Origin of the sequence: Citrobacter sp. KTE151 (assembly GCF_000398845.1) — a bacterium.
Taxonomy (GTDB): Bacteria; Pseudomonadota; Gammaproteobacteria; order Enterobacterales; family Enterobacteriaceae; genus Citrobacter; species Citrobacter braakii.
In genome coordinates this window covers 284,746-307,663 of the sequence record NZ_KB976064.1, presented here as the reverse complement: position 1 = coordinate 307,663, position 22,918 = coordinate 284,746, and the positions used below count along the sequence as shown (strand labels likewise).

Annotated in this window: 23 protein-coding genes and 1 pseudogene; 21 read left to right on the top strand and 3 right to left on the bottom strand. The window is 50.9% G+C overall.

Annotation, left to right across the window (positions count from 1 at the left end; all coding sequences use genetic code 11):
• Positions 1–136 precede the first annotated feature (136 nt).
• Positions 137–460, top strand: a complete 324-nt coding sequence (locus tag WC7_RS25520) for a hypothetical protein (RefSeq protein WP_016153231.1) — start codon at positions 137–139, stop codon at positions 458–460.
• An 8-nt stretch (positions 461–468) separates the two neighbouring features.
• Here WC7_RS25520 and WC7_RS13245 read toward each other — a convergent pair whose 3' ends face one another.
• Together WC7_RS13245 and pspF are read right to left on the bottom strand one after the other, a co-directional pair.
• Positions 469–1,053: a pentapeptide repeat-containing protein gene (locus WC7_RS13245; protein ID WP_032947103.1), complete on the bottom strand. Its 585-nt coding sequence runs from the start codon at positions 1,051–1,053 to the stop codon at positions 469–471.
• 93 nt (positions 1,054–1,146) lie between these two features.
• Positions 1,147–2,136: a phage shock protein operon transcriptional activator gene (pspF, locus tag WC7_RS13250; protein ID WP_029139556.1), complete on the bottom strand. Its 990-nt coding sequence runs from the start codon at positions 2,134–2,136 to the stop codon at positions 1,147–1,149.
• Between the two features lie 155 nt (positions 2,137–2,291).
• Between pspF and pspA the strand changes: the two genes are divergently transcribed.
• The 15 genes from pspA (at position 2,292) to WC7_RS13325 (ending at position 16,705) form a co-directional block, all read left to right on the top strand.
• A complete protein-coding gene (gene pspA / locus WC7_RS13255) occupies positions 2,292–2,960 on the top strand; it encodes a phage shock protein PspA (protein ID WP_016153228.1) in 669 nt (222 codons plus the stop codon).
• A gap of 54 nt (positions 2,961–3,014) precedes the next feature.
• Positions 3,015–3,239, top strand: a complete 225-nt coding sequence (gene pspB / locus WC7_RS13260) for an envelope stress response membrane protein PspB (protein WP_016153227.1) — start codon at positions 3,015–3,017, stop codon at positions 3,237–3,239.
• A complete protein-coding gene (pspC, locus tag WC7_RS13265; RefSeq protein ID WP_003020497.1) occupies positions 3,239–3,598 on the top strand; it encodes an envelope stress response membrane protein PspC in 360 nt (119 codons plus the stop codon). Before pspB ends, pspC begins: the two co-directional genes overlap by 1 nt.
• An 8-nt stretch (positions 3,599–3,606) precedes the next feature.
• Positions 3,607–3,837 carry a phage shock protein PspD gene (gene pspD / locus WC7_RS13270; protein ID WP_003833267.1) on the top strand — a complete coding sequence of 77 codons (231 nt, stop codon included), beginning with the start codon at positions 3,607–3,609 and terminating at the stop codon, positions 3,835–3,837.
• 164 nt (positions 3,838–4,001) lie between these two features.
• On the top strand, positions 4,002–5,708 hold the full coding sequence (locus WC7_RS13275; RefSeq protein ID WP_016153226.1) for a sugar phosphorylase: 1,707 nt from the start codon (positions 4,002–4,004) through the stop codon (positions 5,706–5,708).
• Between the two features lie 16 nt (positions 5,709–5,724).
• Entirely contained in the window at positions 5,725–7,017 is a 1,293-nt protein-coding gene (locus WC7_RS13280; RefSeq protein WP_016153225.1) for an ABC transporter substrate-binding protein, read from the top strand.
• 20 nt (positions 7,018–7,037) lie between these two features.
• Positions 7,038–7,919, top strand: a complete 882-nt coding sequence (locus WC7_RS13285; protein WP_003840754.1) for a carbohydrate ABC transporter permease — start codon at positions 7,038–7,040, stop codon at positions 7,917–7,919.
• Positions 7,906–8,748, top strand: coding sequence for a carbohydrate ABC transporter permease (locus WC7_RS13290; RefSeq protein ID WP_003020474.1), 843 nt, complete (start codon positions 7,906–7,908; stop codon positions 8,746–8,748). Before WC7_RS13285 ends, WC7_RS13290 begins: the two co-directional genes overlap by 14 nt.
• 27 nt (positions 8,749–8,775) lie before the next feature.
• The gene (locus WC7_RS13295; RefSeq protein WP_016153224.1) at positions 8,776–9,828 is read left to right on the top strand and encodes a D-guloside 3-dehydrogenase; all 1,053 of its coding nucleotides are present in this window, start codon (positions 8,776–8,778) and stop codon (positions 9,826–9,828) included.
• A gap of 16 nt (positions 9,829–9,844) precedes the next feature.
• Complete coding sequence (locus WC7_RS13300; protein ID WP_016153223.1) at positions 9,845–10,633, top strand: 3-dehydro-D-guloside 4-epimerase; 789 nt, start codon at positions 9,845–9,847, stop codon at positions 10,631–10,633.
• Between the two features lie 10 nt (positions 10,634–10,643).
• Complete coding sequence (locus WC7_RS13305) at positions 10,644–11,699, top strand: D-glucoside 3-dehydrogenase (RefSeq protein WP_016153222.1); 1,056 nt, start codon at positions 10,644–10,646, stop codon at positions 11,697–11,699.
• Positions 11,696–13,972: a glycoside hydrolase family 65 protein gene (locus WC7_RS13310; RefSeq protein WP_155849789.1), complete on the top strand. Its 2,277-nt coding sequence runs from the start codon at positions 11,696–11,698 to the stop codon at positions 13,970–13,972. The genes WC7_RS13305 and WC7_RS13310 overlap by 4 nt, the downstream gene beginning before the upstream one ends.
• The gene (gene pgmB / locus WC7_RS13315) at positions 13,969–14,637 is read left to right on the top strand and encodes a beta-phosphoglucomutase (RefSeq protein ID WP_016153220.1); all 669 of its coding nucleotides are present in this window, start codon (positions 13,969–13,971) and stop codon (positions 14,635–14,637) included. The genes WC7_RS13310 and pgmB overlap by 4 nt, the downstream gene beginning before the upstream one ends.
• A gap of 10 nt (positions 14,638–14,647) precedes the next feature.
• On the top strand, positions 14,648–15,730 hold the full coding sequence (locus WC7_RS13320; protein ID WP_016153219.1) for an ABC transporter ATP-binding protein: 1,083 nt from the start codon (positions 14,648–14,650) through the stop codon (positions 15,728–15,730).
• A 69-nt stretch (positions 15,731–15,799) separates the two neighbouring features.
• Positions 15,800–16,705: an OmpG family monomeric porin gene (locus WC7_RS13325; protein WP_016153218.1), complete on the top strand. Its 906-nt coding sequence runs from the start codon at positions 15,800–15,802 to the stop codon at positions 16,703–16,705.
• Between the two features lie 29 nt (positions 16,706–16,734).
• Here WC7_RS13325 and WC7_RS13330 read toward each other — a convergent pair whose 3' ends face one another.
• A complete protein-coding gene (locus tag WC7_RS13330; protein ID WP_016153217.1) occupies positions 16,735–17,745 on the bottom strand; it encodes a LacI family DNA-binding transcriptional regulator in 1,011 nt (336 codons plus the stop codon).
• Positions 17,746–17,973: 228 nt separating this feature from the next.
• On the opposite strand from WC7_RS13330, the gene pspE reads away from it, so the two are divergent.
• The 5 genes and pseudogenes from pspE to WC7_RS27120 all read left to right on the top strand — a co-directional run.
• A complete protein-coding gene (gene pspE / locus WC7_RS13335) occupies positions 17,974–18,291 on the top strand; it encodes a thiosulfate sulfurtransferase PspE (RefSeq protein ID WP_016153216.1) in 318 nt (105 codons plus the stop codon).
• A 142-nt stretch (positions 18,292–18,433) separates the two neighbouring features.
• On the top strand, positions 18,434–19,831 hold the full coding sequence (locus tag WC7_RS13340; protein WP_016153215.1) for a YcjX family GTP-binding protein: 1,398 nt from the start codon (positions 18,434–18,436) through the stop codon (positions 19,829–19,831).
• On the top strand, positions 19,828–20,889 hold the full coding sequence (locus WC7_RS13345) for a YcjF family protein (RefSeq protein WP_016153214.1): 1,062 nt from the start codon (positions 19,828–19,830) through the stop codon (positions 20,887–20,889). The genes WC7_RS13340 and WC7_RS13345 overlap by 4 nt, the downstream gene beginning before the upstream one ends.
• Positions 20,890–21,036: 147 nt before the next feature.
• On the top strand, positions 21,037–22,581 hold the full coding sequence (gene tyrR / locus WC7_RS13350) for a transcriptional regulator TyrR (protein WP_016153213.1): 1,545 nt from the start codon (positions 21,037–21,039) through the stop codon (positions 22,579–22,581).
• A gap of 126 nt (positions 22,582–22,707) precedes the next feature.
• Positions 22,708–22,918, top strand: a pseudogene (locus WC7_RS27120) (hypothetical protein); the annotation flags it as partial.

Here is a 22,918-nt window from a genome sequence, read left to right as displayed (position 1 = left end):
ATGGCCCATCTGACTTGCTATAAACGCGGTGCAGGATGTGGACAGTTGGCGTAATTTGTTACGGTTTCCTCGCTGTGACAAAATGCATAAGCGATTACAATGCGTTAGTGTACGAATCAAAGGGAATATTTAATAAATGAGCAACTTAGCGGATTACGTCAATGCTATAAAAATAGGCAAAAATGTTATTTGTATTGAGGATGTCAGTAAACGGGATGACATGGCTGAAGTTGAGATTATAAATAAGACATGGCTTCATGATTCGGGAGTGGTTATTCGTTGTTCTCGCGAAAATGAATTGGTTATAAATTCATCAAGTTCCTGTCCAGAATGCAGCATTAGATGGCATGTCGTTGATGCGGCAGGTCAGGATATTTGTCCACTGGAGAAAACATTTCACAATGCTTGCCAGGAATCGTACTGGTTAAAAGTAAATCGTCAAACGCATCTCCCGGTGTAAACGCTGAGCTAACCAATCACAGCGATGCCAAGCCGCTCCATGAGCAACGATGCCTGGTAGTTGTCTAACTTAACGCCTTGTAAATCAACACCCCGAATATCTAAGTCACCTAACTCCGAATTGGTCAGATCGCAATGTGTGAAGTTTGCTGCTCGCCAGTCGAAAGTCGAAAACTCGCCGCCGGAGAGATCTGAACCACTGAACGTCGCACCCAGTACCTGAGTCCCCATCCAGCGGTTTTCCCATAGCTCACACTTTTCCAACACGACTTTCGAAAAATTGGCGTAGCTTAGATTGGTATTAGTGATATATGCGCTGCAAAACCAGGTGCGCGTGGTGATCATATTCATAAAGCTTGCACCGCGGAAATCTGCCATTGATAAATCACAGCTTTTGAAAATGGCATCTTTCAGCATTGCGCGACTAAAATTGCATCCTTTCTGACTTTCGCGATCATAGAACTGGCAGCCGATAAATTCAGTGCCGCTCAGGTCGGCACCTGAAAAATCGCAGTTAAAAAATGTACTATTTTCAACTTTCTCACCGGTGAAGCGATTTCTGTCAATTTTTTCGCCAACTAATGCCAGAGTCATATCTATGCCTGTGTTTTTATACAGTAATGACGCCATGGTAAACCTTATGACGTTATGCGTCAAACCCGCCAGTATGACACCTGCAAATGCGTATTAGATCTGATGTTTCTTAAGCAACGCGCGTAGCTGATGGTAAGTCAGACCCAGTAATTCAGCGGCTTTTTTCTGATTAAATTTCGCCTGCTGCAAACTGGTTTGTAGAAAGTCTTTCTCTTGTTGCTGCTGGAATTCACGCAGATCCAGCGGTAATGCTACAGATGTCTGCTTTGGTGGTGCTGCCTGTGGCTGCGCAACGTGGCGGCGGAAGGGGTCAATGATGATCTCATCCAGCGGGTAATCGCTGGTACCGTGCCGGTAAACGGAGCGCTCCACGACGTTTTTCAGTTCACGAATATTACCCGGCCAACGGTAATGGAGGAGGGTTTCTCTGGCCTCGGCGCTAAATCCAGGAAAAAGCGGTAACCCGATCTCGCGGCACATCTGAATGGCAAAGTGTTCGGCCATTAACATGATGTCGCTTTGACGCTCGCGTAGTGGGGGAAGTTGCACCACGTCAAAGGCCAGACGATCCAGCAGGTCCGCGCGAAAAGTGCCTTCACTGACCATACGTGGCAGGTCGGCATTGGTCGCGCAGACCAGACGCACGTTAACCTGCAAGGGCTGGCTGCCGCCGACGCGTTCCAGCTCGCCATACTCAATTACGCGCAGCAGTTTTTCCTGTACCAACATTGGTGCGGTCGCCAGTTCATCAAGAAACAGCGTGCCGCCGTCAGCGCGTTCGAAACGTCCTGGATGGCGTTTTTGCGCACCGGTAAACGCACCGGCTTCGTGACCAAACAGTTCGGAATCAAGTAAGTTCTCGTTCAGGGCCGCGCAGTTAAGCGAAATAAATGGGCCCTGCCAACGGCTGGAGAGGTAGTGCAGGCGGTTGGCAATAAGCTCTTTCCCCGTACCTCGCTCACCGATAACCAGTACAGGTTTATCCAGCGGCGCCAGATGAGAAACCTGTTCCAGCACTTCAATAAAGCTGTTCGCTTCGCCCAGAATATTGTCTTTGTATCCTGCCATGATGAAATTCACCACTTATTAGTGTTATTCACCAATTTACCCTAATTCCCCCGTCAGGTAAAATTAGATATTTACATTAAAATCAATCGTTTAAAAAGTTGGCACGCCAAGTGCATTACGAAAACAGCAGGGCATAGCCCGATATCAGAACAGTAAGTGAGGATTACATTATGGGTATTTTTTCTCGTTTTGCCGACATCGTGAACGCCAACATTAATGCGTTGCTGGAAAAGGCTGAAGATCCGCAGAAGCTGGTGCGGTTAATGATCCAGGAAATGGAAGATACGCTGGTTGAGGTGCGCTCAAACTCCGCACGCGCTCTGGCAGAAAAGAAACAATTATCTCGCCGTATCGAACTGGCCAGCGCACAACAGGCAGAGTGGCAAGAAAAAGCCGAGCTGGCGCTGCGTAAAGAGAAAGAAGATTTGGCGCGTTCTGCTTTAATCGAAAAACAGAAACTGACTGATCTGATTGCTTCTCTGGAGCATGAGGTGACGCTGGTTGACGATACGCTGGCGCGAATGAAAAAAGAGATCGGTGAGCTGGAAAATAAACTCAGTGAAACCCGTGCTCGTCAGCAGGCATTGATGCTGCGCCATCAGGCTGCGAGCTCTTCGCGTGATGTTCGTCGTCAACTGGACAGCGGTAAGCTGGATGAAGCGATGGCACGCTTTGAATCTTTCGAGCGTCGTATCGATCAGATGGAAGCTGAGGCCGAAAGCCATAACTTCGGTAAACAGCAGTCTCTGGATCAGCAATTTGCTGACCTGAAAGCAGATGATGAAATCAGCGAGCAGCTGGCGCAACTTAAAGCCAAAATGCAGCAAGATAAGCAATAATAACATCTGGCGGCGCCCGAACGCGCCGCCGCTCATCACCTGTAAGGAGTACTCATGAGCGCGCTATTTCTGGCTATCCCATTAACCATCTTTGTGCTGTTCGTTTTACCGATTTGGCTCTGGCTGCATTACAGCAACCGTTCCAGTCGTGGCGAACTGGCGCAAAGTGAACAGCAACGTCTGGTAGAACTCAACGATGACGCACAGCGGATGCGCGAGCGCATTCAGGCGCTGGAAGACATCCTTGATGCTGAACATCCAAACTGGAGGGACCGCTAATGGGAGGCGTTAATCTGAACAAAAAACTGTGGCGTATTCCGCAACAGGGCATGGTGAAGGGGGTTTGCGCAGGTATTGCGCATTATCTCGATGTGCCTGTGAAGCTGGTGCGGATCCTGGTGGTGTTGTCCGTCTTTTTTGGTCTGGCCTTTTTCACCTTCGTCGCTTACATCGTGCTGACGTTTGTGTTGGACCCGATGCCGGACAATGTGGTTTCCGGTGAGCAGCAGCCATCAAGCGGCGAGCTGTTGGATGCTGTCGATCGTGAGCTGGCGGCAAGTGAAAAGCGTTTGCGTGAAATGGAGCGTTATGTCACGTCTGATACCTTTTCATTGCGCAGCCGTTTCCGCCAATTGTGAGGATAGAAATGAACAATCGCTGGCAACGTGCCGGGCAAAGGGTTAAGCCGGGCTTTAAAATAGCAGGTAAGCTGGTGCTTTTAACTGCGCTTCGTTACGGCCCGGCGGGGGTAGCAGGGTGGGCGGTGAAGTCCGTCGCCCGACGCCCGCTTAAAATGCTGCTGGCGTTGGTCCTGGAGCCGGTTTTGAGTCGGGCAGCGGCAAAATTATCGAAACGCTATTCAGGTAATCAACCCTGAAATCCGAATCAGCAAAAGCAAGCAACAATTAATCAACATTCCCTCTGTTAATTTGCGGCAGCTCACAAATACGATTTTTTGGCTGCCGAAATTCTTTTATTATCCCCCTCCTGGCCACCTCAGCCGATTGACAGCTTATTTCCCGCAGAGTAGTCTCTTGACTCATGGGACCGCTACCACGAGAGTTGAAGGTGAACCAAAAAATCCAAAAATGCCTGGCAGAAGTTTATGGTGATACGTTTACTTCATGCCACTATGAAGCGCTGATTGCACGTTTAGAGAAATCACAGGGATTAATTAAAAAAATCCGTAAAGCGCATTGGGACGAGGGCGATGTAGTTCTTATTACCTACGCCGATCAATTCCACGGGGCAGGCAAAAAACCACTGCCGATGTTTAATCAGTTTTATAATGAATGGCTTAAGTCGACATTTTCTCATGTGCATCTTTTGCCGTTTTATCCGTGGTCATCGGATGATGGTTTTTCCGTAATTAATTACCATCAGGTTGCTGAAGAAACCGGTGACTGGAATGATATTAAGCAATTGGGTAAATCCAGTCGACTGATGTTTGATTTTGTTTGTAACCATATGTCAGCGAAAAGCGAATGGTTTAATAACTATTTGCAACAGCTTGACGGTTATGAAGATTTCTTTATTGCGATGGATCCTGATACGGACCTGAGCAACGTAACGCGTCCACGTGCCTTACCGTTACTGACGCCTTTTACGCTAAAAGATAACACCGTACGCTATTTATGGACGACGTTCAGCGACGACCAGATCGATCTCAACTATGCCAACCCGATAGTGTTACTGGCGATGGTCGATGTGCTATTGAGTTATCTTGAGCAGGGCGCTGATTATGTCCGCCTGGATGCAGTTGGCTTTATGTGGAAAGAGCCTGGAACGACCTGTATTCACCTGGAAAAAACGCATCAGCTTATCAAACTATTTCGCGCTATTGCTGACTGCGCGGCGCCTGGTACGGCGATTATTACTGAAACAAACGTTCCGCATAAGGATAATGTGTCCTACTACGGAAATGGCCGTGATGAAGCGCATATGGTGTACCAGTTCTCGTTACCGCCGCTGGTGCTGCATGCGGTACAACGCCAGGATACCTCAACCTTGTGCCAGTGGGCGCAATCACTGGAACTGCCGTCCAGTGAGACCACTTGGTTTAATTTCCTCGCATCGCATGACGGTATTGGTCTCAACCCATTACGTGGTTTGTTACCTGAAGACGAGATCGTGCGCCTGGTGACGGAATTACAACAGGAAGGCGCGCTGGTTAACTGGAAAAATAACCCTGATGGTAGTCGCAGTCCGTATGAAATTAACGTCACATATATGGACGCACTAACGCCAGGCAATTGTAGTGATGCCGAACGTTTTTCCCGTTTTATTCTCGCACATGCCATTTTGCTGAGTTTTCCGGGTGTACCTGCGGTTTACATTCAAAGCATTCTTGGGTCACGCAATGATTATAAAGGTGTCGAGGCGCTAGGTTATAACCGCGCGATCAACCGCAAAAAATATCAAATAAGCCAAATCGAAACGGAGCTGGCAGATGAAACCAGTTTGCGCCACGCTATTTATCATGAATTATCCCGATTAATTGTAATACGTCGTAGTAATAAAGCATTTCACCCTGATAGTGATTTTCAGATTAGCTGTGTTACACCGGCTGTAATGCAAATTAAACGTACGGCGGAAACAGGCGAAAAAATTACCGGATTATTTAATGTCAGCGGTCATACGCAAACCATTAGTATTGATGTTGAAAATGGATTTGATTTGATTAGCGGTAAAACTATTTCGGGTAAAGAATTAACGTTGAACGCCTGGCAGGTCATGTGGGTTAAGTAATAAAAAGGAACATTTCATGCTTAAAACTAAAATTGTGCTGATTTCAGCACTGGTTTCCTGCGCCCTGGTTTCCGGGTGTAAGGATGATAAAACGTCCTCTGTTGCGATTGAATTTATGCACTCTTCTGTTGAACAGGAGCGGCAGGCGGTTATTGCAAAACTGATTGAGCGTTTTGAAAAAGAGAACCCGGGGATCAGTGTCAAACAGGTTCCTGTAGAAGAAGATGCGTACAACACCAAGGTCATTACCCTGGCGCGGAGTGGTTCACTGCCTGAAGTCATTGAAACCAGCCATGACTACGCGAAAGTTATGGATAAAGAATCACTTATCGATCGTAAAGCCGTAGCGCAGGTCATCAACGCTGTAGGTGAAGGTACTTTTTATGATGGCGTGCTGCGTATTGTGCGCACTGAAGACGGTACTGCCTGGACCGGGGTTCCGGTTAGCGCCTGGATTGGCGGGATCTGGTATCGCAAAGATGTGCTGGCAAAAGCTGGGCTGGAAGAGCCAAAAGACTGGCAACAACTGCTGAGCGTGGCGCAGAAGCTAAACAATCCTGGTAGTAAGAAATATGGTATTGCGCTGCCCACGGCGGAAAGCGTTTTGACCGAACAGTCATTTTCCCAGTTCGCGCTCTCAAACCAGGCCAACGTTTTTGATGCGCAAGGAAAGATAACGCTCAACACACCTGAAATGGCGCAGGCGCTGCAGTATTACCGCCAATTGGCAATGAACACCATGCCGGGCTCAAACGACATCATGGAAGTCAAAGACGCGTTCATGAACGGCACGGCACCGATGGCGATTTATTCCACCTATATCCTCCCGGCGGTGATTAAAGAGGGCGATCCTAAAAATGTGGGCTTTATGGTGCCGACGGAAAAAAACTCTGCTGTTTACGGCATGCTGACGTCGTTAACCATTACCGCGGGTCAAAAGTCTGAAGAGACAGAAGCGGCAGAGAAATTTGTCACCTTTATGGAGCAGGCCGACAACATCGCGGACTGGGTCATGATGTCGCCAGGGGCGGCGCTGCCGGTCAACAAAGCGGTGGTGAATACCGCGACGTGGAAAGATAACACTGTCATCAAAGCGCTGGGTGAATTACCCGATCAGCTGATTGCCGAACTGCCGAATATCCAGGTGTTTGGTGCCGTCGGCGATAAGAACTTCACCCGCATGGGCGACGTCACAGGCTCCGGTGTTGTGAGCTCAATGGTGCACAACGTGACGGTAGGCAAAGCCGACCTCGTCACCACGATTGAAGCGAGCCAGAAAAAACTGGATGACCTCGTTGAACAGCGCTAATGGGGAAATGGAAAGCCGTGATGAATAAGTTCTTTTCAGGTCGATCTGATATGCCATTCGCCATGCTGCTGTTGGCGCCCAGCTTGCTGTTACTGGGCGGTTTAGTGGCGTGGCCGATGATATCTAACATCGAAATCAGCTTTATGCGACTGCCGCTGAATCCGCAAATTGAGTCTACGTTTGTCGGGCTGAGCAACTATATCCGTATCTTATCCGATCCCGGATTTTGGCATTCGCTGTGGATGACGGTCTGGTATACCGCGCTGGTTGTGGCAGGAAGCACGGTACTGGGGCTGGGCGTAGCGATGTTTTTTAACCGTGAGTTTCGTCTGCGGAAAACGGCGCGCTCACTGGTCATCCTCTCTTACGTGACGCCATCAATTTCGCTGGTGTTTGCCTGGAAATACATGTTCAACAACGGCTACGGCATTGTGAACTACCTCGGCGTGGATCTGTTGCATCTCTACGATCAGGCTCCGCTGTGGTTCGACAATCCCGGCAGCAGCTTCGCGCTGGTCGTGCTGTTCGCCATCTGGCGCTACTTTCCGTATGCCTTTATCTCGTTTCTGGCGATTTTACAGACGATTGATAAATCGTTGTATGAGGCGGCAGAAATGGACGGCGCGAATGCCTGGCAACGGTTTCGTATCGTCACGCTGCCAGCGATTATGCCGGTGCTGGCAACCGTGGTCACGCTGCGCACGATCTGGATGTTTTACATGTTCGCCGATGTTTATCTGCTGACCACTAAAGTCGATATTCTCGGGGTCTATCTCTATAAAACAGCGTTTGCATTTAACGACTTAGGCAAAGCGGCCGCTATTTCTGTCGTCCTCTTCGTCATTATTTTCGCTGTTATCCTGCTGACCAGAAAACGGGTGAACCTCAATGGCAACAAATAAGCGCACACTTGGCCGCATCGGCTTTTACTGTGGATTAATTGTCTTCCTGGGCATCACGCTATTCCCATTTTTTGTGATGCTGATGACCTCATTTAAAAGCGCCAAAGAGGCGATCTCGCTGCATCCGACGTTGTTACCGCAGCAATGGACGCTGGAACATTACATCGACATCTTCAACCCGATGATTTTCCCGTTTGTTGACTACTTCCGTAATAGCCTGGTGGTATCGGTCACTTCTTCGGTGGTGGCGGTGTTTCTCGGTGTGCTCGGGGCGTATGCGCTTTCCCGCCTGCGTTTTAAGGGGCGAATGACTATCAATGCCAGCTTTTACACGGTGTACATGTTTTCGGGGATCCTGCTGGTGGTGCCGCTATTCAAAATCATTACGGCACTTGGCATCTATGACACCGAAATGGCGTTGATTATCACCATGGTCACCCAGACGCTGCCGACCGCGGTGTTCATGCTGAAAAGCTACTTCGACACCATTCCGGATGAAATAGAAGAAGCCGCGATGATGGATGGATTGAACCGTCTGCAGATCATCTTTCGCATTACCGTGCCGTTGGCGATGTCCGGTCTGGTTTCGGTCTTTGTGTACTGCTTTATGGTGGCGTGGAATGACTATCTGTTTGCCTCGATTTTCCTCTCCAGCGCCAGCAATTTTACCTTACCGGTCGGTCTGAACGCGCTGTTCAGTACGCCTGACTATATCTGGGGACGCATGATGGCGGCATCGTTAGTCACCGCATTGCCGGTCGTCATTATGTATGCGCTTTCCGAACGTTTTATTAAAAGTGGTTTGACCGCAGGCGGCGTGAAAGGCTAAGCGGCCAGTTTAATTAAGGAGTTGTAAATGAAGAAGTTAGTTGCCACAGAACCGCGTGTTGCGGCGCTGGTGGAATATGAAGACAGAGCTGTATCCGCCAATGAAGTGAAAGTTCGCGTTCGCTTTGGTGCGCCAAAACATGGCACGGAAGTGGTCGATTTTCGCGCTGCCAGTCCGTTTATTGACGAAGATTTTAACGGCGAATGGCAAATGTTCATGCCGCGTCCGGAAGGGGCGCCGCGCGGGATTGAATTCGGCAAGTTCCAGCTTGGCAACATGGTGGTGGGCGATGTTATTGAGTGTGGCAGCGATGTGACCGAATACGCCGTTGGCGATTCAGTTTGCGGCTACGGCCCATTGGCAGAAACGGTTTTCTTTAATGCGGTGAACAACTACAAACTGCGCAAAATGCCGGAAGGTAGTTCGTGGAAAAATGCCGTGTGCTATGACCCGGCACAGTTCGCCATGAGTGGCGTGCGCGACGCCAATGTGCGTGTCGGCGACTTTGTTGTCATCGTCGGCTTAGGGGCGATTGGCCAGATTGCCGTCCAACTGGCTAAGAAAGCGGGAGCCTCGGTGGTCATTGGTGTGGATCCGATTGCCCATCGTTGCGATATCGCGCGTCGTCATGGCGCGGATTTCTGTCTGAATCCTATTGGCACCGATGTCGGCATGGAAATTAAGAAGCTGACCGGCAAGCAGGGCGCGGATGTGATTATCGAAACCAGCGGCTATGCGGATGCGCTGCAATCGGCGTTACGCGGTCTGGCCTATGGTGGAACCATCTCCTATGTCGCTTTCGCGAAACCTTTTGCTGAAGGCTTCAACCTGGGGCGTGAAGCGCACTTCAACAACGCCAAAATTGTCTTCTCCCGTGCCTGCAGTGAGCCAAATCCGGATTATCCGCGCTGGAGCCGCAAGCGTATTGAGGAGACCTGTTGGGAACTGTTGATGAACGGTTACCTGAACTGTGAAGAACTTATTGACCCGGTAGTGACATTTGCCAGCAGCCCGGAAAGCTATATGCAGTATGTCGATCGCCATCCGGAAAAGAGCATCAAAATGGGCGTGACGTTTTAATTAAGGAATGCAGAAGATGAAAATTGGAACACAGAACCAGGCTTTTTTTCCGGAAAATATTCTCGAGAAATTCCGTTACATCAAAGAGATGGGGTTTGACGGTTTTGAAATTGACGGCAAGCTGCTGGTTAACAACCTGGCAGAAGTGAAAGCAGCAATCAAAGAAACAGGCCTGCCCGTCACCACCGCCTGTGGAGGATATGACGGTTGGATCGGTGATTTTATCGAAGAGCGTCGTTTGAATGGCTTACAGCAGATTACCCGCATTCTCGAAGCGCTGGCCGAAGTCGATGGGCAGGGCATTATTGTACCCGCTGCATGGGGCATGTTTACCTTCCGCTTACCGCCGATGACCTCTCCGCGCAGCCTGGCGGGTGATCGTAAAGCAGTAAGTGATTCATTGATTTATCTCGATAAAGTTGCCGAGCGTACGGGGACGGTGGTGTATCTGGAACCGCTCAATCGCTATCAGGATCATATGATCAACACCCTGGCGGATGCCCGTCGCTATATCGTGGAAAACAACCTGAAGCATGTGCAAATCATTGGTGATTTTTACCATATGAATATCGAAGAAGACGATATGGCTCAGGCGCTGCATGACAATCGCGATCTGCTGGGACACGTCCATATTGCGGATAACCACCGTTATCAGCCGGGGAGCGGTACGCTGGATTTCACTGCGCTGTTTGATCAGTTGCGTGAAGATAATTATCAGGGTTACGTCGTGTACGAAGGGCGTGTACGGGCAGAGAACCTGCCGGAAGCGTACCGTCAGTCACTGGCCTGGCTGCGTACCTGCTAAGAGGATTTCTGTGAAAAGTGCACTGACAAGCTCTCCGCTACGCATCGCCATTATCGGCGCCGGGCAGGTGGCGGATAAAGTTCATGCTTCGTACTACTGCACCCGCAACGATCTGGAACTGGTGGCTGTCTGTGACAGCCGCCTGTCACAGGCGCAGGCGTTGGCAGAGAAATACGGCAATCCGCAGGTTTGGGACGATCCTCAGACGATGCTACGCGAGGCTAAGCCAGATATCGTCAGCATCTGTTCACCCAATCGTTTTCATTATGAACACACCATGTTGGCGCTGAACGCCGGATGCCATGTGATGTGTGAGAAACCTCCGGCGATGACGCCAGCCGAGGCGCTGGAAATGTGTAACACGGCGCGTCGAAGGGGGAAAGTTCTGGCTTATGATTTTCATCATCGTTTCGCACTGGATACGCAGCTGCTTCGTGAGCAGGTGATGGCCGGCGTGCTGGGTGAAATCTATGTCACCAATGTCCGCGCTTTGCGCCGCTGCGGCGTGCCCGGCTGGGGGGTATTTACCAACAAAGAACTGCAGGGCGGCGGGCCGCTGATTGATCTCGGCATCCATATGCTTGATGCCGCCATGTATGTGCTGGGGTTTCCGGCAGTAAAGCGTGTTAACGCACACAGTTATCAACGCATTGGCACGCGTAAAAACAGCGGCCAGTTTGGGAAATGGGATCCCGAGACGTATACCGTGGAGGATTCTCTGTTCGGGACGATTGAATTTCATAACGGCGGTATCCTGCGACTGGAAACCTCTTTCGCGCTGAATATCCCGGAACAATCGATTATGAACGTTAATTTCTGCGGCGATCTGGCAGGGGCGACGTTATTCCCGGCCCAGGTTTATACCGATCGTGAGGGGACGCTTGACGTACTGCTTCAGCGCGAAATGGCCGATGACAATCGTCATTATCGCAGCATGGAAGCTTTTGTGAATCATGTCCAGGGCGAGCCTGTCACTATTGCTGACGCAGAGCAAGGCGTCGTTATTCAACAACTGGTTGCCGCACTGTATCAATCGGCTGAAACAGGGACCTACGTAGACTTATGACGAGGCCAGTAATGCTAACTGAACCGGCTTTTTGCCCACACAACCTGAATAAATATGCGTCACTCATGACGACCGGTAACGGTTATATGGGGATTCGCGCCAGCCACGAGGAAGCCTACACCTTACAAACTCGCGGCATGTACATTGCTGGACTGTATCACCGGGCAGGGAAAGGCGAGATTAATGAACTGGTTAATCTGCCTGATGTGGTGGGGGTGGAGATTTCACTCAATGGTGAGATTTTCTCGCTCACCAGCGGCGTTATCGAAAGCTGGCAACGTGAACTGGATTTTGCCAGTGGGGAATTACGCCGTGCGCTTACCTGGCGTGCGTCTGGCGGGGCGCGTTTTGCCATTGAGAGCCGGCGATTTGTCTCGGCACAAAAACTGCCGCTGTTTGCGATGGAAGTTGTCGTCACGCCACTGGATGGCGATGCCAGCATTGGTATCTCGACCGGAATTGACGCCACGATGACCAATCATGGTCGTCAGCATTTGGATGAAACGCAGGTCCGGGTCTTTGGCCAGCATCTTATGCAAGGGATTTACACCACCCAGGACAACCGCAATGATATCGCTATCACCACGTATTGCGATGTAGACGGTGCAGCGCAGCGCTGCTTCACCGCGAAAGAACGTCGGCTGTTACAACACAACAGCGTGCAGGCGAAAGCCGGACAGCGCGTCACGCTGACAAAAATTAGCTGGGTAGACTGGGCGAGCGAACGCAGCCTGTCGCTTGAGACCTGGGGACGCCAGTCGCTGCGCAACCTGGAAGTGTGCGCGCAGCAGGGCTATGACGCTCTGCTGGCGGAGTCGGCTGCTAACTGGCATGCCTGGTGGCAAAATCGTCGCGTTCAGGTCACCAGCACTGATGCCAGCGATCAGCGAGCGCTGGACTATGCGCTCTATCATCTGCGTGTGATGACTCCTGACCACGATGAGCGCAGCAGTATTGCGGCCAAAGGTCTGACGGGGGAAGGGTATAAAGGCCACATATTCTGGGATACCGAGGTCTTTCTGTTACCGTTTCATCTCTTTACCGAGCCGAAAACCGCGAGAAGTTTGTTGCGTTACCGCTGGCATAATCTGTCGGGGGCGCGTGAGAAAGCCCGTCGTAACGGTTGGCAGGGAGCGCTTTTCCCGTGGGAAAGCGCTCGCAGCGGTGATGAGGAAACGCCTGAATTTGCGGCGATCAACATCCGTACCGGACTGCGTCAGAAAGTGGCCTCGGCGCAGGCTGAACATCACCTCGTGGCGGATATTGCCTGGGCGGTAATCAATTACTGGCATGCCTCAGGGGATCTAAACTTCATGTCCCGTGAGGGAATGACGCTGCTGCTGGAAACGGCGAAGTTCTGGATCAGCAGGGCGGTCATGGTTAATGATCGTTTAGAGATCCACGATGTGATAGGCCCGGATGAATACACTGAGCATGTGAACAACAACGCGTTCACCAACTACATGGCCTGGTACAACGTGGAACAGGCGCTGGGCTTTGCCCGTCGGTTGGGCTGCGGTGATGAGACGTTTATTCACCGCGCAGAGTATTTTTTACAGCATCTCTGGCGACCGCAAATTCAGCCCGATGGCGTGCTACCTCAGGACGATACCTTCCTGAGCAAACCGACTATCGATCTGTCACAGTACAAAGCCAAAGCGGGCAAGCAGACGATTTTGCTCGATTACTCCCGTGCAGAAGTCAATGAGATGCAAATTCTCAAACAGGCCGATGTGGTGATGCTGACCTACATGTTACCGGAGCAATTTTGCCCGCAAACCTGTCTGGCAAACCTGCGCTTTTACGAGCCGCGCACAATTCATGACTCCTCGTTGAGTAAAGCGATCCACGGGATTGTGGCAGCGCGTTGCGGTGATCCGGCACAGGGCTATCGGTTCTGGCGTGAAGGATCGCTTATCGATCTCGGGGAGGACCCACATAGCTGCGATGACGGCATTCATGCTGCGGCAACGGGCGCCATCTGGCTGGGCGCAATCCAGGGATTTGCTGGCGTGAATATTCGCCACGGGGAGTTACACCTTGCTCCTGCCTTACCGGCTCATTGGCAAACGCTGTCTTTCCCGCTGCGCTGGCAGGGCATCGATATGCAGGTAATCATTAATGCGGCTGAAATCCGTATTAACAGCACTGAGCAGATTGTCCTTTGGGTCAATGGTGAAAAGGTCTCCGTGCAGGGGGAAACCGTAATCCGCAATGACGCCATTATTTCGCCCACTTATGGGACCGCTACCACAAAAAGGGGCGATGAATGATACTCAAACCACAGGCCATCATTTTTGATTTGGATGGCGTGATTACCGATACCGCGCATCTGCATTTTCTGGCCTGGCGGCAGGTAGCCGATGAAATAGGGATTGTGATCGACGAAGCATTTAATGACAGCCTGAAAGGGATTAGTCGCGGCGAATCACTACAGCGTATTTTGCACCATGGTGGGAAGGCGGGGGCGTTTTCTTCCGGGGCCTGCGCACAATTGGCCGAGAGAAAAAACAGACTGTATGTCCATTCTTTGCGCCAACTGACGGTTAACTCGGTATTACCGGGAATACGTGAGCTGTTGATGACGTTGCGGGAAGAACGGATTCCGGTGGGGTTGGCCTCTGTGTCGCGCAATGCCCCGGCTATTTTACAAGCGCTTAATCTTAGCTCTTGCTTTGATTTTTGTGCGGATGCGGCATTGCTCACCCGCTCGAAACCGGATCCGGAAATTTTCCTGGCAGCCTGCGCGGGTCTTGGCGTTGACCCGCAACAATGTATTGGCATAGAAGATGCACAAGCGGGAATTGATGCAATCAACGCCTGCGGCATGCTTTCTGTCGGCATCGGTAAAGGGCTGAATGGGGCAGACTTGCTGCTTCCGGCAACCGAATTTCTGACGTGGCCGTGCTTATCGGCTTTCTGGCAACACGACAAGTAAAGGATTCAACATGGCACAGCTTTCGTTGCAACACATTCAAAAAATTTACGACAACCAGGTACACGTCGTTAAAGACTTCAATCTGGAAATTGAAGATAAAGAGTTTATTGTTTTTGTTGGACCTTCCGGCTGCGGGAAGTCAACTACGTTGCGCATGATCGCCGGTCTGGAGGAGATCAGCGGCGGCGATCTGCTGATTGACGGTAAACGGATGAACGATGTGCCGGCGAAATCACGCAACATTGCGATGGTTTTTCAGAACTACGCGTTGTACCCACACATGACCGTCTATGACAACATGGCGTTTGGTCTGAAAATGCAGAAAATAGCGCCTGCTGTGATTGAGGAGCGCGTCAACTGGGCGGCGCAGATCCTTGGTCTGCGCGATTATCTGCAGCGTAAACCCGGCGCGTTATCCGGTGGTCAGCGTCAGCGTGTGGCGCTGGGGCGTGCGATTGTACGTGAAGCGGGGGTCTTCCTGATGGATGAACCCTTATCGAATCTCGATGCCAAACTTCGCGTTCAGATGCGGGCTGAAATTAGCAAACTGCATCAGAAACTCAATACCACTATGATCTATGTTACCCACGACCAAACCGAAGCCATGACTATGGCGACGCGTATTGTGATTATGAAAGATGGCATCGTTCAGCAGGTTGGTGCGCCGAAAACGGTTTATAACCACCCGGCTAATATGTTTGTCGCCGGATTTATTGGCTCACCGGCCATGAACTTTATTCGTGGCGCGATTGATGGTGATAAGTTTGTTACTGAAACACTGAAATTAACGATTCCACAAAATAAATTAGCACAATTAAAAGCGCAGGGTTATGAACATCAGGCGGTCACTCTGGGAATTCGTCCTGAAGATATACACCCGCAGCTTAATAACGAAAATAGTATATCGGCAAAAATTAGCGTTGCAGAATTAACCGGCGCTGAATTTATGCTTTATACCATTGTTGGGGGGCATGAGTTGGTGGTCCGTGCTGGGGCAGTGAATGATTATCATGCAGGAGAAAATATCACTATTCATTTTGATATGGCGAAATGCCATTTCTTTGATGCTGAAACTGAAGTGGCTATTCAATAAAATTCCGGGGGGAATAAATCCCCCCCAAGCCTTGGGGCATTTTTGCGAGTATTTTAACAAGGAATAATAATGAAAACCCTACTGTCCGCTACTGCGCTGATTATGAGCGCAGGAATGGCCTGCGCGCAGGCTGCTGAAAATAATGACTGGCACTTTAATATTGGTGCTATGTACGAAATAGAAAACGTTGAAGGTCAGGGCGAAGATATGGATGGACTGGCTGAGCCGTCCGTCTATTTCAACGCATCTAATGGGCCATGGAAAATATCGCTGGCCTATTATCAGGAAGGACCGGTTGATTACAACGAAGGTAAGCGTGGTACCTGGTTTGATCGTCCGGAACTGGAAATTCGCTATCAATTTCTGGAAAGTGAGGATGTTAATTTCGGTTTGACCGGTGGCTTCCGTAATTACGGTTATCACTATGTCAATGAACCAGGAAACGACACCGCTAATATGCAGCGCTGGAAAGTTCAGCCGGATTGGGATGTTAAACTGACCGACGACCTGCGCTTTAGCGGTTGGCTGTCGATGTATCAATTCGTTAATGATTTGAATACTACTGGCTACTCCGATAGTCGTGTCGAAAGCGAGACCGGTCTGAATTACAGGTTTAACGAAACGGTGGGCTTAACGGTCAACTATTACCTTGAGCGCGGCTTTAACCTGGCTGATTCGCGCAATAATGGTGAGTTCTCAACCCAGGAAATTCGTGCATATTTACCGTTGTCTTTAGGCAATACCACCCTGACGCCGTATACCCGTCTGGGGCTTGATCGCTGGTCAAACTGGGACTGGCGAGATGATCCGGAACGTGAAGGCCATAATTTCAATCGTCTCGGTTTACTGTATGCATATGATTTCCAGAATGGTTTATCAATGTCACTGGAGTATGCCTATGAGTGGGAAGATCACGACGAAGGCGAAAGCGACAGATTCCATTATGCTGGTATAGGCGTGAACTACGCATTCTAAAATATACTGGGGCATTTATGCCCCAGTTTTTACACCAGTGAGTCGGCCAGCGATATTTGTGTGCTCACCGTGATATTTTGTAATCCTTTCTCGCCCGCAATCAGGTTAAATAATAAATTACAGCTTTGTTCACCCAACTGCTGGGTAGGCACATCAATTCCCCCAGGAACGGGCGTGAGCATAAAAGACAACAGCTCATTACTGTAGCCCACAACGGCAAGTTGTTGTGGGATGGTTATATTTTTCTCAGCCGCCACGCGATATAAGCTCATTAATTTCAAGCTGTCGGTGGCAAATACGGCGTCGGGTAACGGCTGCTGACTCAGTAATTTTCGTGAAGCAAGCAGGGCTGTTTCATGGGTATAGCCCCCGTCAACAATCCATTCATCGCGCATTTTAATATTATGCGCCTGAAGGCTGGCTTTATATCCGTTAACGCGATCGATAGAAACATGAACATCAAGCGGCGCGTGCAAACAGGCTATATTACGGTGTCCACTCTCAATCAGCGCATCAGTTAGCGTAATGCTGTCGCGATAATTATCTGTGTCTACAGAATAGACATTGGCGTAGTCGCCTTCAACCTTTCCAATAACCACAACCGGTACGTTGTATTTATCCAGCCTTGCAAAAAAAGATTCATCGGCGGGAGAACTCAGCATAATGATACCTTTGATCAATTTCTGCTTAATTTTGCTCTCACATTTTTGTAAATCATCTTCAGTGCTTCGCGACGTCTGTAATATGACATCAAAACCGACCTCTTCAGCCTTGGCAGTAATAGCATGCAGCACTTCAGAGAAAAACGGATTACCGGCGGTTGTTTTTGCTGAACGGGTAGATATCACCATTATTGCATCAAACCCGGAAGAGGTGAGTGCGCGAGCAAGTTTATTGGGCTGATACTGTAACTCATCAATAGCACGCAGCACTTTTTCAAGCGCTTCCGGCGAGATATTGGTTTGCTTATTAAGCACGCGCGACACCGTGGATTTTGATACGCCAGCGGCTCGTGCAATATCATAAATGGTAGGAGACATAGATCCCAAGCTCCGTCCGAGAGTCAATGGCGAACATATTATGGAGTTAATTGGCGAATGACAACAATATCGGAATGCGGGCAGAAAAATCAAAAAACTAACCGCAGTATGCGCAACCAGAGGAAGTCTCGTCCACGGGTGCCGAGGGTGATAATGCAATCGCAATATTTTCTTAAGAACTGGCGTATAGTGTGTTGGTTAAATCCAACTATCAGTCAGGAAGATATTATGTTGAAAAAAGGCGTATTAGCGTTGGCACTGGTCATCGGCATGCCGGTTTTTGCAGCCGAGCACTGGATTGATGTTCGCGTTCCTGAACAGTATCAACAGCAGCATATTCAGGGGGCGGTCAACATTCCATTAAAAGAGATGAAGGCGCGGATCGCTGCTGAAGTTCCTGATAAGACCGACACCGTGAAGCTGTACTGCAACTCCGGGCGTCAATCGGGGCAGGCGAAGGATATGTTGACGGAAATGGGCTACACGCAGGTGACCAACGAAGGTGGCATCAATCAGATAGCGCTTCCTAAAGTAGAGAATCAATAAACCGCCCGCATTCCTTCTGCACCAGGCGGTAAGAATAATGCCGCCTGTTACAGCTCAGGTAGTTGATAAGTAAGAATTGACCCCTATCTTTACTTCCTGTTTGTTATAATTTCTTCGGTTCCTTCAGCAAAACGGGATGGCGATGAAGCGACTTAAAAATGAACTCAATTCGCTGGTTAATCGCGGCGTAGACCGGCATTTGCGCCTGGCTGTCACCGGACTTAGCCGTAGCGGTAAGACGGCATTTATCACCGCGATGGTAAACCAGTTACTCAATATTCATGCCGGTGCGCGTCTGCCGTTGCTCAGTTGCGTGCGCGAAGAGCGTCTGCTCGGCGTTAAACGGGTTCCACAACGCGATTTTGGTATTCCGCGCTTTACCTATGATGAGGGACTGGCGCAGCTGTATGGCTCTCCGCCGACCTGGCCGACACCTACGCGCGGTGTGAGTGAAATACGCCTCGCGCTGCGCTACAAATCCAATGATTCTTTACTGCGCCACTTTAAAGACACCTCCACGCTGTACCTGGAAATCGTCGATTATCCGGGGGAGTGGCTGCTCGATTTACCGATGCTGGCCCAGGATTATCTCAGCTGGTCGCGGCAAATGACCGGATTATTACAGGGACAGCGGGGCGAATGGTCGGCAAGATGGCGGCAGTTATGCCAGGGGTTGGATCCGCTGGCGCCTGCTGATGAAAACCGTCTGGCGGAAATCGCTGCCGCCTGGACGGAGTATCTGCACCAGTGCAAGCAGCAGGGACTGCATTTTATTCAGCCGGGCCGTTTTGTTCTGCCTGGAGATATGGCGGGCGCGCCTGCGCTGCAGTTCTTCCCGTGGCCGGACGTTGATGCCTGGGGGGAATCGAAGCTGGCGCAGGCAGACAAACACACCAATGCGGGCATGCTGCGCGACAGGTTTAATTATTACTGTGAAAAAGTCGTGAAGGGATTTTATAAGAATCACTTCCTGCGCTTTGACCGTCAGATTGTGCTGGTCGATTGTTTGCAACCGCTCAACAGCGGGCCACAGGCGTTTAACGACATGCGTCTGGCACTCACCCAACTGATGCAAAGCTTCCATTACGGACAGCGTACGCTGTTTCGTCGGCTGTTTTCCCCGGTGATCGACAAACTGCTGTTTGCCGCCACCAAAGCCGACCACGTCACGGTCGATCAGCACGCCAATATGGTGTCGTTATTGCAGCAGTTGATCCAGGACGCCTGGCAAAACGCCGCGTTTGAAGGTATCAGCATGGATTGTCTGGGACTGGCATCAGTACAGGCAACCACCAGCGGCCTGATCGATGTGAAGGGCGAAAAGATCCCGGCGCTGCGTGGTCATCGTCTGAGCGATGGTGAACCGCTAACCGTTTATCCGGGGGAAGTGCCCGCGCGTTTACCTGGACAAGCATTCTGGGACAGCCAGGGCTTTCAGTTTGAAGCGTTTCGCCCGCAGGTTATGGATGTTGATAAACCCTTACCGCATATTCGTCTTGATGCCGCGATGGAGTTTTTAATAGGAGATAAATTGCGATGAGCGAGCCGTTAAAACCGCGTATCGATTTCTCAGGTCCGCTGGACGTGGAACAAAACGCGGCGTTTAAAGCGCAGCAGATGTTCAACGAAACGGAGGCGCAGACTTTTTCTCCGGCGACAGTGGATGAACCTCTGCAAGACGAAGGTCAGGCAGAAGCCGTCATTGATGCGGCCCTACGCCCCAAACGCAGTTTGTGGCGCAAAATGGTGATGGGCGGGTTGGCGCTGTTTGGCGCGAGCGTTGTCGCTCAGGGCGTACAATGGACCATGAACGCCTGGCAAACTCAGGACTGGGTCGCGCTGGGAGGATGTGCCGCTGGCGCATTGATTATCGGCGCAGGTGTCGGATCGGTTGCGACCGAGTGGCGTCGGCTATGGCGTTTGCGCCAGCGTGCGCATGAGCGTGATGAAGCGCGAGATCTGCTCCACAGCCATGGAACCGGAAAAGGTCGTGCATTTTGTGAAAAGCTGGCGCAGCAGGCGGGTATCGATCAGTCCCATCCGGCGCTACAGCGCTGGTATGCCTCAATTCATGAAACGCAGAACGATCGCGAAGTCGTCAGCCTGTATGCCCATCTTGTGCAGCCGGTGCTGGACGCGCAGGCCCGACGTGAGATTAGCCGTTCAGCGGCGGAGTCCACGCTGATGATTGCCGTCAGTCCGCTGGCATTGGTGGATATGGCGTTTATTGCCTGGCGAAACCTGCGGCTGATTAATCGCATCGCATCGCTCTATGGCATTGAACTCGGTTATTACAGCCGCCTGCGTTTGTTCCGCCTGGTGCTACTAAATATCGCTTTTGCCGGGGCCAGTGAGCTGGTGCGGGAAGTGGGAATGGACTGGATGTCGCAGGATTTAGCCGCTCGCTTATCGACGCGTGCCGCGCAGGGTATTGGCGCGGGATTATTAACGGCGCGTCTGGGTATTAAAGCCATGGAACTTTGCCGACCGCTGCCGTGGATCGATGACGATAAGCCACGACTGGGCGATTTTCGCCGTCAACTGATTGGTCAGGTGAAAGAAACCTTACAAAAGAACAAATCGCCGCGCGAAAGTTAGCTAAAAATTGGGCGCCAGTCGTTTAACTTTACGTCCCGGCGCCTGATTTTCCAGCGAGCTGTCAATATTTGTTGACAGAGTTCTTCCTGCAAACCCAATACTGTCTTATCATTTAATACATAATCCCTTGTCCAGGTGAAGGTTCCTATGCGTTTGGAAGTCTTTTGTGAAGACCGACTTGGTCTGACCCGCGAATTGCTCGATTTACTGGTGCTGAGAAGCATTGATTTACGCGGTATCGAGATTGACCCCATCGGGCGGATTTACCTCAATTTTGCGGAACTGGAGTTCACCAACTTCAGTAGTCTGATGGCTGAAATCCGCCGTATTTCAGGGGTTACGGATGTGCGTACCGTGCCCTGGATGCCTTCCGAACGAGAACATCTTGCGTTGAGCGCGCTGCTTGAGGCGTTACCAGAACCGGTCCTTTCTCTGGATATGAAAAGCAAAATCGAGATGGCGAACCCTGCGAGCTGTCAGCTTTTCGCGCACACTCAGGATCGGATGCGCAATCATACCGCCGCCCAGTTAATCAATGGGTTTAACTTCCAGCGCTGGCTCGAAAGCAATCCGCAGGATTCTCATAGCGAGCATGTCGTAATTAACGGACAGAACTTCCTGATGGAGATTACGCCTGTCCATTTGCAGGGTGAAAATCAGGAGCAGATGCTGACCGGTGCTGTTGTCATGCTGCGCTCCACCATCCGGATGGGGCGTCAGCTGCAAAATATGACTACGCAGGATCTGAGCGCGTTTAGCCAGATTATTGCCGTCAGCGCCAAAATGAAACACGTAGTGGAACAGGCGCGTAAGCTGGCGACACTGAGTGCGCCGCTGCTGATTACTGGTAATACCGGCACCGGCAAAGATCTCTTTGCCCATGCCTGCCACCTGGCAAGCCCGCGTGCGTCGAAGCCGTATCTGGCGCTGAACTGCGCGTCAATTCCTGAGGATGCGGTCGAAAGTGAGCTGTTTGGCCATGCCCCGGAAGGCAAAAAAGGCTTCTTTGAGCAGGCGAATGGCGGCTCGGTTCTGTTAGATGAAATTGGCGAAATGTCGCCGCGTATGCAGACCAAATTGCTGCGTTTTCTCAATGACGGCACGTTCCGCCGCGTGGGAGAAGATCACGAAGTTCATGTTGATGTCCGCGTGATTTGCGCGACGCAAAAGAACCTTGTGGAAATGGTGCAGAAAGGGCTTTTCCGTGAAGATCTCTATTATCGTCTGAATGTACTGACGCTAAATCTGCCGCCGCTACGCGATTGCCCGCAGGATATTATGCCGCTTACCGAACTGTTTGTGGCGCGCTTCGCCGACGAGCAGGGCGTGCCGCGTCCGAAGCTATCTGCCGATCTCAGCACGGTGTTAACCCGCTACGGTTGGCCGGGCAACGTGCGTCAGCTTAAAAATGCCATCTACCGGGCGCTGACCCAGCTTGAAGGCTATGAGCTGCGGCCGCAGGATATTTTACTGCCGGATTACGATGCGGCAACGGTTGCGGTCGGAGAAGAGGTGATGGAAGGATCGCTGGATGAAATTACCAGCCGCTTTGAACGCTCTGTGCTGACGCAGCTTTATATGAATTATCCCAGCACGCGCAAACTGGCCAAGCGCCTCGGCGTTTCACACACCGCGATTGCCAACAAATTGCGTGAATACGGCCTGAGCCAGCAGAAAAAAAGCGAAGAGTAACGCGGTAAATGAAAATGCCTCCTGGCCGGAGTAATACTTGTCAGTTAAGCATTATGGAGAACATGTGATTTCGGCTCAGGGTTCCGTTCACCTCAGTGGTATTACTTTTCTGAAGCGCAGATACCTGTGAACGTGCAAGGGAGGCTCACCGCCGCTTCCCTTGCAACCCAGGCTCCCGGCGGGAAAATCGTCGCTGCGCGATTCATTCGTCTTATGCCGTCTGCCTGTCGGGTCGGGGCCGAGCCTGCGTCCCTGCAGGCCGTCCCCTCTGCCCGCATCCCTGCGGGCAAACCCGGTCAGCCGTCAACGCCTCATCGATTTTCAGCCGGACGGGGTC

Bases quoted from the DNA above. Each gene is read 5' to 3' on its own strand.
- pspA (WP_016153228.1), top strand. From the start codon at position 2,292: ATGGGTATTTTTTCTCGTTTTGCCGACATCGTGAACGCCAACATTAAT.
- pspD (WP_003833267.1), top strand. From the start codon at position 3,607: ATGAACAATCGCTGGCAACGTGCCGGGCAAAGGGTTAAGCCGGGCTTT.
- tyrR (WP_016153213.1), top strand. From the start codon at position 21,037: ATGCGTTTGGAAGTCTTTTGTGAAGACCGACTTGGTCTGACCCGCGAA.
- WC7_RS25520 (WP_016153231.1), top strand. From the start codon at position 137: ATGAGCAACTTAGCGGATTACGTCAATGCTATAAAAATAGGCAAAAAT.
- WC7_RS13285 (WP_003840754.1), top strand. From the start codon at position 7,038: ATGAATAAGTTCTTTTCAGGTCGATCTGATATGCCATTCGCCATGCTG.
- WC7_RS13345 (WP_016153214.1), top strand. From the start codon at position 19,828: ATGAGCGAGCCGTTAAAACCGCGTATCGATTTCTCAGGTCCGCTGGAC.
- WC7_RS13290 (WP_003020474.1), top strand. From the start codon at position 7,906: ATGGCAACAAATAAGCGCACACTTGGCCGCATCGGCTTTTACTGTGGA.
- pspB (WP_016153227.1), top strand. From the start codon at position 3,015: ATGAGCGCGCTATTTCTGGCTATCCCATTAACCATCTTTGTGCTGTTC.
- WC7_RS13280 (WP_016153225.1), top strand. From the start codon at position 5,725: ATGCTTAAAACTAAAATTGTGCTGATTTCAGCACTGGTTTCCTGCGCC.
- WC7_RS13325 (WP_016153218.1), top strand. From the start codon at position 15,800: ATGAAAACCCTACTGTCCGCTACTGCGCTGATTATGAGCGCAGGAATG.
- WC7_RS13295 (WP_016153224.1), top strand. From the start codon at position 8,776: ATGAAGAAGTTAGTTGCCACAGAACCGCGTGTTGCGGCGCTGGTGGAA.
- WC7_RS13330 (WP_016153217.1), bottom strand. From the start codon at position 17,745: ATGTCTCCTACCATTTATGATATTGCACGAGCCGCTGGCGTATCAAAA.
- pgmB (WP_016153220.1), top strand. From the start codon at position 13,969: ATGATACTCAAACCACAGGCCATCATTTTTGATTTGGATGGCGTGATT.
- WC7_RS13340 (WP_016153215.1), top strand. From the start codon at position 18,434: ATGAAGCGACTTAAAAATGAACTCAATTCGCTGGTTAATCGCGGCGTA.
- pspC (WP_003020497.1), top strand. From the start codon at position 3,239: ATGGGAGGCGTTAATCTGAACAAAAAACTGTGGCGTATTCCGCAACAG.
- pspE (WP_016153216.1), top strand. From the start codon at position 17,974: ATGTTGAAAAAAGGCGTATTAGCGTTGGCACTGGTCATCGGCATGCCG.
- WC7_RS13310 (WP_155849789.1), top strand. From the start codon at position 11,696: ATGACGAGGCCAGTAATGCTAACTGAACCGGCTTTTTGCCCACACAAC.
- WC7_RS13275 (WP_016153226.1), top strand. From the start codon at position 4,002: ATGGGACCGCTACCACGAGAGTTGAAGGTGAACCAAAAAATCCAAAAA.
- WC7_RS13320 (WP_016153219.1), top strand. From the start codon at position 14,648: ATGGCACAGCTTTCGTTGCAACACATTCAAAAAATTTACGACAACCAG.
- WC7_RS13300 (WP_016153223.1), top strand. From the start codon at position 9,845: ATGAAAATTGGAACACAGAACCAGGCTTTTTTTCCGGAAAATATTCTC.
- WC7_RS13245 (WP_032947103.1), bottom strand. From the start codon at position 1,053: ATGACTCTGGCATTAGTTGGCGAAAAAATTGACAGAAATCGCTTCACC.